The sequence below is a fragment of the Dysosmobacter segnis genome, assembly GCF_014297285.1.
Classification (GTDB): Bacteria; Bacillota; Clostridia; order Oscillospirales; family Oscillospiraceae; genus Oscillibacter; species Oscillibacter segnis.
On the sequence record NZ_JACOQI010000034.1, the window covers coordinates 1 to 14,522 of the forward strand.

15 protein-coding genes and 1 pseudogene are annotated in these 14,522 nt (G+C 49.3%); 11 read left to right on the forward strand and 5 right to left on the reverse strand.

From position 1 onward, the window contains the following. Positions 1-188: hypothetical protein (locus tag H8Z83_RS19445; protein WP_207732090.1), on the forward strand; the 188-nt coding region annotated here is incomplete at its 5' end. 204 nt (positions 189-392) lie between these two features. On the opposite strand, the gene H8Z83_RS17780 is transcribed toward H8Z83_RS19445, so the two are convergent. Continuing rightward, entirely contained in the window at positions 393-626 is a 234-nt protein-coding gene (locus tag H8Z83_RS17780; RefSeq protein ID WP_119310983.1) for a hypothetical protein, read from the reverse strand. A 113-nt stretch (positions 627-739) separates the two neighbouring features. Between H8Z83_RS17780 and H8Z83_RS17785 the strand changes: the two genes are divergently transcribed. From H8Z83_RS17785 to H8Z83_RS20265, 9 genes and pseudogenes are all read left to right on the forward strand, one after another. After that, positions 740-994, forward strand: a complete 255-nt coding sequence (locus tag H8Z83_RS17785; protein ID WP_187016278.1) for a hypothetical protein — start codon at positions 740-742, stop codon at positions 992-994. Positions 995-1,257: 263 nt separating this feature from the next. Next, the gene (locus H8Z83_RS17790) at positions 1,258-2,337 is read left to right on the forward strand and encodes a LacI family DNA-binding transcriptional regulator (RefSeq protein ID WP_187016279.1); all 1,080 of its coding nucleotides are present in this window, start codon (positions 1,258-1,260) and stop codon (positions 2,335-2,337) included. A 397-nt stretch (positions 2,338-2,734) separates the two neighbouring features. After that, positions 2,735-4,096 carry a sn-glycerol-1-phosphate dehydrogenase gene (locus tag H8Z83_RS17795; RefSeq protein ID WP_187016280.1) on the forward strand — a complete coding sequence of 454 codons (1,362 nt, stop codon included), beginning with the start codon at positions 2,735-2,737 and terminating at the stop codon, positions 4,094-4,096. Positions 4,097-4,163: 67 nt separating this feature from the next. Further along, the gene (dctP, locus tag H8Z83_RS17800) at positions 4,164-5,204 is read left to right on the forward strand and encodes a TRAP transporter substrate-binding protein DctP (protein WP_187016281.1); all 1,041 of its coding nucleotides are present in this window, start codon (positions 4,164-4,166) and stop codon (positions 5,202-5,204) included. A gap of 114 nt (positions 5,205-5,318) precedes the next feature. Beyond that, complete coding sequence (locus H8Z83_RS17805; RefSeq protein WP_187016282.1) at positions 5,319-5,804, forward strand: TRAP transporter small permease; 486 nt, start codon at positions 5,319-5,321, stop codon at positions 5,802-5,804. After that, positions 5,801-7,096, forward strand: coding sequence for a TRAP transporter large permease (locus H8Z83_RS17810; RefSeq protein WP_187016283.1), 1,296 nt, complete (start codon positions 5,801-5,803; stop codon positions 7,094-7,096). The genes H8Z83_RS17805 and H8Z83_RS17810 overlap by 4 nt, the downstream gene beginning before the upstream one ends. Before the next feature lie 28 nt (positions 7,097-7,124). Beyond that, entirely contained in the window at positions 7,125-8,033 is a 909-nt protein-coding gene (locus H8Z83_RS17815; protein WP_187016284.1) for a CehA/McbA family metallohydrolase, read from the forward strand. 192 nt (positions 8,034-8,225) lie between these two features. Continuing rightward, complete coding sequence (locus H8Z83_RS17820) at positions 8,226-9,185, forward strand: hypothetical protein (protein ID WP_207732091.1); 960 nt, start codon at positions 8,226-8,228, stop codon at positions 9,183-9,185. Positions 9,186-9,519: 334 nt separating this feature from the next. Next, positions 9,520-9,930, forward strand: a pseudogene (locus tag H8Z83_RS20265) (ParM/StbA family protein); the annotation flags it as partial. Positions 9,931-10,239: 309 nt separating this feature from the next. Here H8Z83_RS20265 and H8Z83_RS17825 read toward each other — a convergent pair. The 4 genes from H8Z83_RS17825 to H8Z83_RS17840 form a co-directional block, all read right to left on the reverse strand. After that, complete coding sequence (locus H8Z83_RS17825; protein WP_187016285.1) at positions 10,240-11,319, reverse strand: KAP family P-loop NTPase fold protein; 1,080 nt, start codon at positions 11,317-11,319, stop codon at positions 10,240-10,242. A gap of 555 nt (positions 11,320-11,874) precedes the next feature. Next, positions 11,875-12,321 carry a sigma-70 family RNA polymerase sigma factor gene (locus H8Z83_RS17830; protein WP_187016286.1) on the reverse strand — a complete coding sequence of 149 codons (447 nt, stop codon included), beginning with the start codon at positions 12,319-12,321 and terminating at the stop codon, positions 11,875-11,877. A gap of 318 nt (positions 12,322-12,639) precedes the next feature. Then, entirely contained in the window at positions 12,640-12,873 is a 234-nt protein-coding gene (locus H8Z83_RS17835) for a hypothetical protein (RefSeq protein ID WP_119310983.1), read from the reverse strand. Between the two features lie 15 nt (positions 12,874-12,888). Then, complete coding sequence (locus H8Z83_RS17840; RefSeq protein ID WP_187016287.1) at positions 12,889-13,617, reverse strand: ImmA/IrrE family metallo-endopeptidase; 729 nt, start codon at positions 13,615-13,617, stop codon at positions 12,889-12,891. 177 nt (positions 13,618-13,794) lie between these two features. Here H8Z83_RS17840 and H8Z83_RS17845 point away from each other — a divergent pair. Beyond that, positions 13,795-14,522 (forward strand): XRE family transcriptional regulator (locus H8Z83_RS17845; protein ID WP_187016288.1); only part of this gene is annotated, 728 nt, incomplete at its 3' end.

Here is a 14,522-nt window from a genome sequence, read left to right on the forward strand (position 1 = left end):
CTTATTGGCCGTTCATTGACATCGGAGTAATTCCGATGCAGGTGGTCTTCGCGCATCCGCCGCATCGCTGTTCCCCCTCGCCGGGGGACCGTCAACTGACGTTATTCGTCACCGGATATCCAGTTTTCAATGTTCACAAGAAGATTCTTTTCTTCTCGCATGTATACGGGAGAAAACTGGCATCTTAACAACCCTGCTCATCCAAATTCCGGAGCTGCATGCGCAAAAAAAGAGCCGCTTGATTTGTCTGACCATTGGCCGCGTTGGCAGAACTATGTTCCTAAAAGGAACGATAGTTACAAATCAAGCGGCACATGGGATGGTCACGCATCAAGCGGCTCCGAGGCTCATACTTGGTATTTAATTGTTGGGGACAGATCGATTATTCGCAGTTATGCGATGCGGAATACAACAGGCGGGAAGAAAACCGCCTCTCCGCATTGCGGGCACTTCAGGTATGTCGCACCGTGGGCCCCTTTGCAGAGCGTTTCAAGCCGCAGCTTACAATACGGGCAAAGCCGTGCCATGGTGATATGGGTGGAGTACTGCTGCTCAAGCTCCCGCTGCTCGGCTTGGATGCAGGCATACCGCTGCGGGTCAAGCGCCTTGGAATTGATTTTTGCCATAATAACAACTACCTCCTATGCTGTGTCAAAGTCATCCGCATAAATATGGATGGGCGCATGGAGTTTACGAGGAGATCCCCGTCAGTGATGAACTGTATGACGAGTGGCGCGCCTTGCAGAATGAGACCCAGCGCATTTACCGCAAAGAAGTTTATCACCGCGATTGGACTCCAATCGAGGATGTTTTGGAAATGCCGAAAACGTATGAACGGAACCCGCTGGAAGATGCCCTGATATGGGATGAGCAAGTTGCGAAGCTGTATGAAGCGATCGCTCAGCTGACCCCGATTCAACAGCGGAGGATCCGCATGCTGATGGAGAATCAGTCGATCCGTGAGATCGCTCATGAGGAAGGCTGTGTTATATGAATGCTGCCAGAAAATCCATCAATCACGCGCTCAGAAAGCTCCATGACCTTTTGAAAGACTGCTCATAAATAAACCCCGAATACTTCGGCAAGGTTCTTTCTGTTGATAATGGACGCACAATCACCTATAATGAAATTCAGAGAACGCAGGTGTTGGCAGTGAGTGGAGCCGCTTATTTGCAAAGAATCAAAAGTGGTACCTATACAAATGAGAAGGATACTTAGGAAAGAGGTGGGTCGAGTAAGCGTACTCGATGAGGCAATATGAAAAAGACGAAAGTAACAGCAAAAGATGTCGCAAAGTATGCAGGGGTTTCTGCTACTACTGTATCCATGGTATTGAGCGGAAAGAGTGAGCGCCGCTTCCCAGAAAAAACCTGCCGCCGTATTTTGGATGCATGCAGCGAATTAGGGTATGTACGCAACCACACGGCAGTTAATATAGCGGAGGAGAAAACGTTGGCGGCAATCACACCTACGCTTTCCAATATGTACTATGTTCACATGGCAGAGTCAATGCAATGGCGGGCGAGAGAATTAGGGTATTCTCTAATGGTGTTTAATACCTTCCGGGAGATCCATCAGGAAACGCAGGTGATGCAGCTCTGCCGGCAGCTCCCGATTGCGGGAATGTTTTTTCTCTACCCGCCTGAAAATACGATGCTGCTTCAGCAGATAGGCTGGACGAAGCCGGTCATCCATATTTATGATAAAGACAGCAAGAGTGATATGGATGTGTTTGAGATTGACGGATTCCTGATCGGACGAATCATTGCCGAACACCTGATCGAGCTTGGCCATGAACGGATCGCGCTGATCAGCTCTACGTTTGAAACCAAACAGGTAACAAGACTTCGCCGGTTGGAAGGCCTGCGGGCAGTTTATGCGGAGCACGGATTTGACCCCGAACAGAGCGTGATCGTTTATTTGCCTGAAAAAGACCTGACAGATATGAAAACACCGCCGGAGGGCTACGATCTCGGATATCTGCTGACAAAGCGGCTGCTTGAGCGGGGCGAGAATGTAACCGCCTTTGTTGCGGTTAATGATATCATGGCGATTGGCGTCATGGATGCGGTGATTGATTCGGGCAAACGAATCCCGGAGGATTATTCCGTCTGCGGATGCGACAACACCAGTGTCTGCAAGTTCCGGGGAGTGTCGCTGACCTCTGTTGAGAGCTATGCAAAGCAAACGGGCAGGGAAGCGGTCGATGTTCTGATCCGGAAGATTGAAAGCGGCAACAGCTCGCTTGAGGTTGGAAACAGTCCAGACGGGATTACGCGGGTGGAATACTTCCCGAAGCTAATTGTTCGAAAGAGTACGGGACCAAGAAGGGGTTAAAGCACGATATAAAAGCAATGAGAGATTGAGAAGCTTGTACAGTTTCTCAATCTCCTTTTGTGCAAAAGGTAGATTATAAAACGCTGAAAAAATGACAGGCAAATAATTTAGTAAATAGTTTACTAACGAAAAAGAGAAGAAACGGATCCCTTGAAAGCTGTTCACATATGGAATCATCACAAAAAAATACAGGCCGGTCTTCCAAAAAACAATTTAGTAAATAACAGCTAAAAATTTACTGAATTATTTACAAGATTTGCTTGGATTCTGCGGAGAAAGGGGGCGGAAAGATTACATTTGATTTAAAATTGCACAAGGGCTATGATGAATTTGCAGAAAAAACTGTCACATTTCTCTGTCAGTCAGGAATCCTTTCCGGAAGTAGGAGATCGTTCATATGAAAATGCCTTCGTGCCCCATGGATTTGAACACCTATCTGAATCAGCGCTTCACCTGTGAATGCGGAAGAGAGCACTATGCATCTCTCCGGGTCGTTCGGGTAGGCGCTCAGGCGCTGAACGAGCTGCCTGTGCTGGTGAAGCTGATGGGGTTTCAGAGCGTATATCTGATCAGTGACTCGATTACTTATGAAATTGCCGGAAAAACCTGCGATCAGCTTCTGGAGGATGCAGGGATCCAGCATGAGATCGTACAGATCTCCCATCTGGGATTTGACGAAGCTACCCTGGGAGAACTGGCCATCCACATGCCGGACGGCTGTGACCTGGTGGTCGCGGTCGGCACCGGAGCGATCAACGACATGACCCGGTACTTCAGCTATAAAATGGGCCTGCCGTTTTACACAGTCGCAACGGCTGCGCCTATGGACGGTTTTGCCTCCAGCATTGCGGCCATTCAGGTCAATCACCTTAAAACCACGTTTGACGCACAGACGCCGATCGCAATTATCGGAGATACGGACGTTCTGAAAAATGCGCCGTATCGCATGATCGCCGCAGGTCTGGGAGACCTTCTTGGAAAGTTTACCTGCCTGTGCGATTGGAAACTGGCGCGCATCATCACGGGAGAGCATTATTGTGAGCGCATTGTGGAACTGGTGGAAAGCTGCGTAAAGAATGTGCTTTCCGATGCGGACAAGGCCATAGACCGTGACCCCGAAACACTGGGAAAGATCATGGAAGGGCTTGTCCTGGCTGGCGTTGCGATGAGTCTGTACGGGAACTCCAGACCGGCCTCCGGCTGCGAACACCATATGTCCCACTACTGGGAAATGATGTTTGAGCAGGCAGGGAAGCGTCCGGTTCCCCATGGCACGCAGGTCGGCGTAGGAACGGTACTGGTGCTGAAGCTGGTCGAGCATTTGCTCAAGGCCGATGTTGACTTTGTGACGGCCAGAGCGGCGGCGAAGCGATATGATCCTGCTCGCTGGGAGAAGGAAATCTGCACGGCATACGGCCCTGCCGCAGACGGCGTGATTGAAATGGAAGCCAAAGCGCAGAAGAATGAGACCTCAGCCCGGCTGGCGCGCATCGACACCATGGAAGCACACTGGAATGAGATCCGCACTTTGCTGAGCGAGCTGCCGTCCTCGGAGAAGATCAGCGGCGTTCTGCATACGCTAGGTTCCCCGTGTACGCCTGCGGAGATCGGCGTTGACGCGCAGTTGCTCAAAAGCACGTTCCTGTACTGCAAGGAGGTACGTGCCCGCTACACGATTTTGCAGATGGTTTGGGATCTGGATCTGCTCGATCAGCTTTCTGATGAGGTAATTGCAGAACTGGACCGAAACAAAGAATGACCACCTTGTTGTTAACCCCCTTTTGCGGGATAACAAAATAAATTCAGGAAGAGAAAGGAACGACAACATGAAAAAGCTGTTTGCTCTTGCACTCGCCATGGTTATGACCCTGAGCCTCGCATCCTGCGGAAATAAAACCGAGACCCCGGCCACTGACGGCACCCCATCTGCCAGCGACCAGACCACGGAACCGTCTGCCGACCCCATCACCATCAGCATTTCCCATTCCTATACAGAGTTGGACCAGGTCAGCGTGGAGCTGAATAACGCGAAGAAGAATATTGAAGAGCGCACCAATGGTGCTGTGATCGTGAACCTGTATCCCAACAACACCTTCGGCAATCTGGTAGATGGTGTAGAGGCGGTCATGGCCGATTCTCCTCTGCTGCTGATGGCTGCTTACAGCCAGTGGGAGGACCTGTACTATGACGCAAGCGCCCTGCAGTGCGGCTTTGTGTTTGAAAAGGGCGAGGAGTTCCTGGACGTCATGAACACCCCGCTGTTTGAAAAAATCGTTACTGAGATGGATAAAGTCAACATCCATGCTTTGAATTGTGCTTTTGTCGGCGGTATGCGCCATGTCATCGGCAAGAAGCCCTATACGACTCCCGCTGAGATCAAGGGCCTGAAGCTGCGTGTTCCCAACTCCACGACTTATCTTGAGTGCTTCGAGGCTATGGGCGCTTCTCCCATGGGCATGGCGGCCTCCGAACAGCTCAGCGCTCTGTCCGCCGGCACGATCGACGCGCTGGATCAGTCCATCAGCTTGATGTATTCCACCAAGAGTTATGAAATGGTGAATCACGTGACCCTGCTGGCTCAGCAGCCTCTGGCTGACGCACTGTTCTGCTCCACCAAGTGGTGGAACACCATCCCCGCTGAGTATCAGGAGATCATTGAGGACGAGCTGCATCAGGCCGGTATCCGCTACAATCAGTACTCCGTGGAGAACGAAGGCAAGATGCGCGAAGAGATGGAAGCGGCCGGCGTTGAGTTCCATGAGGCTGACCGTCAGGCCTTCCTGGATATGGGCTGCGGTGATCTGGTGCTGAAGTACAGCATCGGCCAGGAACTGCTGGATACTCTGGCTGAGATCCGCTCCAAGTAACCCGACACCATTCAAAATCTGATAGGATCGGATTTCCAAGGCATCGTCCGAGGAGGGCTTGGCCTTCCTCGGACGATATTCTTTCACAACACGTCATCAGGATTTGAGGGGCCTATGAAAAAAATAATCGCTTATTTCCGGGATGGTAAATTTGAAGAGCTGCTGGGCTGTCTGATGATCGTGACGGTCATCGTGCCGGTGGTTTTAAATATTATCAACCGTTCCGTTCTGAACAAGTATTCCATCAGTCTGGAAGCCACCGCATTGCTGGCCTATGTCTGGATCGGCTATGGCTTCTTCGGCTATCTGTACCGCAAGGATGCCCATGTGGATGTAAAATTCATCGTAAACAAGATGCCCCCCAAGGTGCGGGTGTTCTTTGACCTGCTGCGGGATTTGTTTATCCTGCTGTTCTCTGCCTATATGGTTTACTGGGGCTATAAGCTCTTTGGCAGCAATCTGAACCGTTATGCCACGGGTACGAAGATCCCGCTGGCTGTAGGGTATGCAAGTATTATATTTGGATATTTCAGCGGCGCTGTCCGCAGCTTTTGGACGATTATAAGCCGTCTTTTCAGAAGAGGGGAGGATCAAAAATGAGTGGTATCGGTATTTGGCTGCCGTTGATCCTTGTTATGGTCCTTCTGGCACTTCGAATCCCCGTATCGATGGCCTTCCTCAGCGGCGCCGTCTTTTACTTCGGCTTTATTGCCACGGAGATGCCTTTGAACATGATCCTGTCCAAGATGGTCTCCGCCGGCATGAATATGAACTTAATGGCGATCCCGTTCTTCATTACAGCGGGGCTGCTGATGAACTATACCGGCATCACCTCCCGCATGATGAAGTTCGCGGATCTCTGCGTGGGCCATATGTGGGGCGGTCTGGCACAGGTGAATGTGCTGCTGTCCACGCTGATGGGCGGATTGTGCGGTTCCTCCAATGCAGATGCCGCGATGCAGTGCAAAATGCTGGTGCCTGAAATGGAGCAGCGGGGCTTTAACAGAGCGTTCTCAGCCGCCGTTACCGCATCCTCGGCACTGATTTCTCCCATGATCCCGCCGGGGGTCATGCTGATCCTGTACGCATCCATTACGGAAAATTCTGTGCTGGATATGTTTATGGCCGGTTACCTGCCCGGCATTCTGATGTGCATTGTGCTGATGCTGGCGGTAGCGTATGTCTCCCATCGGGACGGTTATAAGCCTACCCGCGAAAAGCGGGCCTCCCTGAGAGAGATATTCCGCGGCCTGATCGAATGCTTCTGGGCTATTTTGATGATCATCGTGCTGATTGTCGGCCTGCGCAGCGGTATCGTGACCGCCACGGAAGGCGGCGCGGTTTTGTGCATTCTCTGCCTGTTTGTCGGCATTGTGATCTATCGGGAAATGCACCCCAGACAGCTGGTGATGGTTGCGAAGGAATCCTTTGCGTCCGTGGCTAATATTTTCGGCATCATCATTTCCGCAACGGTCTTCGGCCTGTATCTGACCTATGCCCAGATCCCGCAGCAGATCACCCGGATGATCCTGGGGATGAACGTGGGCCGGATCGGCTTCCTGATGGTGGTGAATCTCATCCTGCTCATCATGGGCATGTTTGTGGACAGCTCTGCCGTGCTGATGATCGCCGTTCCGCTGCTGTACCCGGTAGCGATGCAACTGGGGATCCATCCGATCCATTTTGGAATCGTTTGTATTCTGAATCTGTCCATCGGCGCCCTGACGCCGCCGTTCGGCGCAGTCATGTATCAGTGCTGCAACCTGTGTAAGATTGAAATGCCGGAATTTTTGAAGCAGGGCAAGGAATTGATCGGCGCATTGTTCATTTCTCTGCTGCTGGTCACATTCATTCCTGCGATTTCCACCTTCCTGCCGACGATCTTTAAGTAATGGTATTTACTGGAATTGAGGCTGTGCTATGAAAAAATCGTATTTCCCCGAGGATGGTATTTGGCTCAAGGGAAATCCCCATAGTCATTCCACGGTGTCGGACGGAATGTTTACGCCGGAAGAGTTGGCTGCGTCTTACGCTTCCGCCGGGTATGATTTCCTCTCCATGACGGACCACAATATACTGGAATCCCATGACGACCTGATTGGAGACAGACTGCTTCTGCTTACGGGGCTGGAGCATGATATCGAATACAGTCCGGATAAATGCACCCATGTGGTCGGATTGTCTGCGGCAGGGAAGTGTACCACGGATTATCCGTGTAGGCGGTATTCCTCCGCGGAGCTGACGGACCAGCAGCTGGTGGACATGATGCGCCGTGACGGGCAGTTCGTGTCGCTGGCGCACCCGGTATGGTCCAGAATGACCTGGGAAGAGATCGAGTCACTGAGCGGCTGCCACGCCATTGAAATTTATAACAACGGCACAGAGCATCTTTGCCACGGCGGCAATGCGGAAGTGCTGTGGGATCTGCTGCTGCGGCAGGGGAAAAAGCTGTATGCCACGGCTGTGGACGATGTCCATGTCCCCGATGACCTGTTTGGCGGCTGGATCTGGGTTAAAGCGGTGAGCCGCACAAAGGAGGCGGTGCTGGACGCACTCTTCCAAGGCGCATTTTACGCCACAAGCGGCCCCGTGATCCATGATTTTGGCATGGATGGCGATTGCGTGTATGTGTCCTGCTCCGATTGCAGGGAGATCCACTTTGTAACGTATGCCCCCAGAGGCAAATCCTTCTTTGCCGGAGCGGGCAAACCGCTGACGGCGGCATCCCATCGCCTGACGGGAAAAGAGTCCTATGTGCGCGTTGTCTGCGTGGATGAAAACGGCCATTCCGCATGGAGCAATCCCATTTTCTTTGATGGCCGAACATGAGATGAGCCATTTATCACATTTGCATGACTATTCCCTGAGATATATCGAAAGAACAAACGCAATTTGCGCTGAATAAAACAAGGAATTTCTTTTACCCTGAGCTTCGGCTTTATATGTATGGCACTTGGCACAAACAAAGTATTGATAAGGTTTTGACCAATTTGCTCATGGATATTATAGGAGGAGAATTCTATGGTGAAAAAAGGGTGCTTTCGTAGAATTATATCGCTGGCCCTCTTTGCTACATCGGTTTTAACGATTACTGTAACAGCTGCGTACTATAACACCTATTCGACAGTTGCAACAATTCCAAATGGTAATGGCTGCAATCGGGCACAAGGGTTTGCAGTAGGTTCATCTTATGTTTACACCGCCAAGTGTAATGACGATGAAAGCAAGCAAGTGATTTATCGGACTAAAATTAGCGATGGATCTACCACTCTCATGACAAATGGAAAAACATCTGCTACCTATATTACTTCATTAGGTCACGCCAATGACATGGATACATGCACAATAGGAAATAAATATCATCTATTCGTTGCTACGATGAAAACCGGAAGTGAGAGCCTTGTCAAATTGCAATATTCTGGGAATACTTATACTCAATTGGGAGGATATACCTTAAAGCATAATGGACAGAATGTAGCTATTTCAGGCGCAAAAAAATATGCAAAGGATTCTAGCTATATTTACTTCCTTTTCTTTGTGACTGATGGTACTGAAAATTGCGTTGGCGTGTACAGAGGAAAAGTGCCGCTCAATTCGAACAGCGGGGTTGTGAATATTTCCCATGCGTTTGATTTGAACATTGGTAACGCTCTTGTCAATGGCTCCACTGTTCCTGGCTTAGCGGACTATACTAGACAGGGTATTGGTTATATTGCAAGCACAGACCAACTCCTTGTTCCGTTGACTAAGAAAAATGTGAGCATTATTCTAGTTTATGATCATGCATCCACGGCTACAGGCACAGTAAGCGCAAATTCGAACCTCTCTTTTCGTATCACTTCATCTACCTATCCGACTCTTTTTGAAATTGAAGGATGCGATGAAACGAATGGCAAATTGTATTTCAACTGCAATAGAAAGAAGAGTTCCAGTGATATAGCAAATGATGCAGTTTGCTTCTTCAAAAATTATTCAATCTGAAGTGCGCATAAAACACTGTGCATGGTATACATCTGCTTGCCTGCATGGGGTTCGGCACGCGTGGAATTTTAGCTGTGACATCTCAAATGCCATGGCTGCAACAGACCTCCAAAAAAACATTGAAAACAGTGGTGCAGTCCGTAAAAGGAAACTGCATCACTGTTTTTTTGCGTATCACTTTTGAAAATCACTTTGGGATTTGTCACGGGTGACGCTGAAGAAAAGCATTTAGTGTAGTTGTTGTTCCATGAGAACACTATGCGTAATTTATTACAGGTACATCGAGTGCAGTATTTAACGTACTCTGGTTCAATGATTAAGGAGGTCCGTTTTTATGATTATTTCCGTCGATCACGGTAACAAATCGATCAAGACACCCAATACGTTATTCACATCTGGCCTGATTGTTTCCGAAGGCTTACAAGGCTTTAAAACGGATTACATCTGTTGGAACAATCGGTATTATACACTGACAGAACAACGTATTGCCTATCTCCGGGACAAAACTGAAGATGATCGATTCTACGTTCTTACTCTTTTTGCGATTGCCAAGGAGTTGGAGCGGCGCAAGATTCCTGAAACCCTGGATCCTATTGATATCACGCTGCTGGTCGGACTTCCTCCGGCACATTATGAGCAGTTGCATAGTCGATTTGAGCAGTACTTTCTCCGCCGGTGCGAGACGATCGACTTTGAATACAACGGCAAATACTACTCAATTCGGGTCAATAAGGTCCTGAGCTATCCACAGGCATTTGCAGCCGCTGTGACACAGTATGGCATCCTCAAGACCTACTCTGTTGCCTATATCATCGATATCGGTGGTTTTACCATTGATGTCCTCAAACTCCGTAACGGACACCCGGATCTAGCGGTAGTTGAAAGTTTTGAAAAGGGTGTCATCACCCTTTACAACAACATTTCTAGCAAATGCAACGCTCTCTATGCCCGGATTTTAGAGGACTGTGACATTGATGAAGTTATCCGTAATCAGCCCACTGTGCTTCCCGGTGAAGTGCAGCAAATGATTCGCAACATGACAGGAGATTTTCTTTCAGAGTTTTACAACTTCCTGCGCGAGCGTGGCATTGATTTGCAAGCCAATGAGAAGGGGAATCACAAATTCTCCCACAAATGCAGTTGCCTTATCTCTCCTGCTACGCGCATTTTCACAAGCGTCACCCATTTCTATGATTTTCATGACTCGGATGTATCGCTCCATTTGACGCATGGAGAAGTTGAACTGCTTGATAATAGCAACACACATCTGACCTGTGACGCTATCTGTATCCAGATTCATACTATTCCATAAAAAACGCACACTATCAACCCGCGGAACAGTAAAGAAAAAGTCAAAGAACTTTTCCAAGTATCCTGTCGCGTCAAAGCTGCTTCCGTAGTAGCCTTTTACCGTCCATTGAAGCTGCGTGAGATTTACAGAAAATACAAAGGTGATCCGCTCATCATCAAAGTAATGCTTGATACGTTCAAGGAGCCGAATTGCATAGTCCGGCTTGCATCGGTCCAGTTCGTCAATGAAGATAATCAGCCGATTTCCCTTTTCTTGAATCAGGGTGTCAATGAATGCTCGTATGCTGTCCTTTAGATCTTCCGTCTTTTCAATTTCCGCTGTTAATTTTTCCGGTTGCTGATTCTTAAACGCTCCATAGATTTCTGTTAAATTTGTACCCTTGATCACATCGATCACTCTTACAGCAGCCTCAATAAGGGAATTTCCTTTCCCTTCTGGTTCTTCTCCACATCCGCTTTTAAGTGTTGTGTATACCAGAGATAGAATGGGGTCATCATGGTTATCGAATGCCCAAGCGTCATAATAGACAGTTGCATAAGAATCCGGGCAGGAATTATCCCTATAACACTGCTGTACCGCCTTGCATTGTTCCTCGTCCATATTGGACTGCGGATTGTAGGCATCAGGAATCATCTTGATCTGTTTCACAAAGAATGTCTTGCCGCTGCCCCAATCTCCATTCAAGGCGACTGTATAGCAATCATCCTCCATACGGGTTAACATTTGAATAAACCGCCGTATGTACTTATTTCTGCCTATAGGGTCAGTTTTAAGCAAGCCCAATGCATTTTCGTCTGTAGGCTTCAAGCTATAGTTGGTCATGGAATACCGCCCCCTTTATGAAATACGTAGATTTTACTCAGATTATATCACATTGGGGAAGATAAAAACAGAGGACCGCTCCTGTCTTGGTTGGAAGCATATTGCTATACCCGGATATGGAGCGGCCCTCACTATATTTTTTAAAGTTCTTTTGCTCAGTCCTATTCGACACTACTTCCCGGACTGTCGGGCGGTTGAACGAACCGGCGCCTGGCAGCGCCCATCGGGAATCTAACCCCTCCGAGGATCTCTCCGAGCTGCCCCCATTGCTTGCGGCTGTGGCTGGACAGGATGTACCATTATAGGCTGACGGGATCATTGCGAGACGGGCTGCCATGCCCGCTTTTGGCTGAATGAGTTTCGCTCTGCACCTTATTGGCCGTTCATTGACATCGGAGTAATTCCGATGCAGGTGGTCTTCGCGCATCCGCCGCATCGCTGTTCCCCCTCGCCGGGGGACCGTCAGCTGACGTTATTCGTCACCGGATATCCAGTTTTCGATGTTCACAAGAAGATTCTTTTCTTCTCGCATGTATACGGGAGAAAACTGGCATCTTAACAACCCTGCTCATCCAAATTATTTTTAATTTTTTTCAGAATGCGCTTTTTCCGCATATGAATGGCCTGCTGAGAGACCCCAAGCATCTGTGCATATTCCTTTTCGGAGCGGTTTTTGAAGTAAAGCTCGTAGATCAGCTCATAATCTTTCGGCGGGAGCAGATCCAGAATATTACGCAGGGACTGGCGCACCATCTCCTCAATTGCCTGATTTTCAGGGGTGTTGTCATAATCAATAAATTCATGGAACCGCTCGTATCCGTCATTTTCGCCGCCGATCAGAGAACTCACCTGCGTTTCGTGCTTGTAAAAGCGTTCCGTGCTGTCTTCGATGTGCCATTTCGTCCGCCTGTAGGTCTGGAAGACTTCCTTCGTGACCTGGACGAGCTCAAATTCGCCGGTCATAGTGTTGTAAACGTTGAGAATATATGCTTTTTCAGACATGGTTTTTGATCTCCTTTGTGATTTTTTGAATTTTGTGAGGTTCAAAAAATCGGGAGATCAGGGGTATTCAGCGATATACGGCTCCCACGCTGAAAGGGGAAGGATATGAAAAAAGCGCATTGCAAACTCCTTTTCCGGAGCTGCATGCGCAAAAAAAGAGCCGCTTGATTTGTCTGACCATTGGCCGCGTTGACAGAACTATGTTCCTAAAAGGAACGATAGTTACAAATCAAGCGGCACATGGGATGGTCACGCATCAAGCGGCTCCGAGGCTCATACTTGGTATTTAATTGTTGGGGACAGATCGATTATTCGCGGTTATGCGATGCGGAATACAACAGGCGGGAAGAAAACCGCCTCTCCGCATTGCGGGCACTTCAGGTATGTCGCGCCGTGGGCCCCTTTGCAGAGCGTTTCAAGCCGCAGCTTACAATACGGGCAAAGCCGTGCCATGGTGATATGGGTGGAGTACTGCTGCTCAAGCTCCCGCTGTTCGGCTTGGATGCAGGCATACCGCTGCGGGTCAAGCGCTTTGGAATTGATTTTTGCCATAATAACGACTACCTCCTATGCTGTGTCAAAGTCATCCGCATAAATATGGATGGGCGCATACGGATTACTAAAATCATTTCGGCCGATCATGCCAAGATTGTCCAGACGAATGGATAATGCTGTTTTCGAGACGCCCAAACGCTTTGCCATTTCAGAAAACAGCGCATATTCCTTGGGGGCAAATACTTTGTTCAGGAGTTTGATCTGCCGGCCAAGGCCAAGCTCATCCATGTAGCGGTCGATCAGCTCACGGGGGAGTAGGAGATACGCCGTCAGCACATTCGTTTGCCATTCTACCCAATCGGTGATGGGGTATGTGCAGCGTTCATCCGCAAGGCGGCAGATGAACAGCTGCGCGCTTGGATTGTATTCCTCCGGGTAAAGCATACCGAGGATCTGATGCGCGGCTTCATGTACCAGAGTGAAATTCAACCGTCCCACCGATCCCGCATTTGCGAGGTTTTGATCCACATAGGCGATATTGCCGTTCAAGTGAAATTCCTGGACTGACCCGTTTCCACGGGGAACGGATATGGTGAGATCGACGTCGCTATAGGAGGTCAGCCCAAGGATCGAGCCCGTTACGCTCATATCCGCAAACGCGAAATGAAGTCCGCAGATCTTTTCCGCAAAGTCGACCGGGTCGATGCGATCCATTTTGCGGTCTGACAGCGTCAGATAGCGGAACAGCACTCTGCGGGATATCCGTTCAAGATCTTTCCGAGATAAAATCGGCATCCGCATTCCTCCTCACATCTTAGCTGTCATGGAAGGGAAGGTGTTCCCTTGGCTATGACCCCATCATAACAATCTTATAAAGCTATGTCAATGTCGCATTTGTAGCTTAACAAGCTATTTGCGATTGACAAGAATAGCTATTCCCGTGTATAATGGGATCATCCTAAGACGGAGGGTTTCTTTATGAACAGTCAGAAAACAACGGTTATCCCGTTTCCGGCTCCTTCAAAGAACGGTTTGAGATACAGTGCTGAGACTGAGAAGCGGAACAATGTGATTGGTACAAGGCTTTCGGAAGAACTCAAAAACCGAAAGCTGAGTAAAAAAGAATTCTGCACAACATTGAAGAACTTTGGTGTAGATGTAAGCCAATCCGCGCTGGGGAAGTGGACGAATGGCCTGACTGTTCCCAATGCATACCAACTGCTGGCGATCTGCTATGCGCTGGACCTTGAGGATGGCCTTGCTGCCTTTACCGGAGAACACACGCCTCTGCTCAACGAAGCGGGGGCGGAAAAGGTTCGTGCTTACCGGGAGGATCTGATCGCTACCGGTAAATACAATCCCATGCCAACGCCCATGAATACGATCCGCTATATCGATAAGCCCGTCAGCAATCTCAGAGTCTCAGCCGGTACAGGCAGTTTCTTGGATGAGGACAACTTTGAGATGGTCAGCTTTCCGGAAAACGCGGTTCCGGCGGAAGCGGATTTTGGCGTTAGAGTATCCGGCAACAGCATGGAGCCGGTCTACCATGACGGGCAGATCGTCTGGGTGGAGCGATGCGAGACACTCTCAATAGGCCAGGTCGGTGTGTTCGTCTATGACGGTGAGGGCTATTTGAAATCCTATGGGGAGCGGGAGCCTGACGAGAGCGACCGTGACGCATTTACGGACAGCTACGGAAGGCT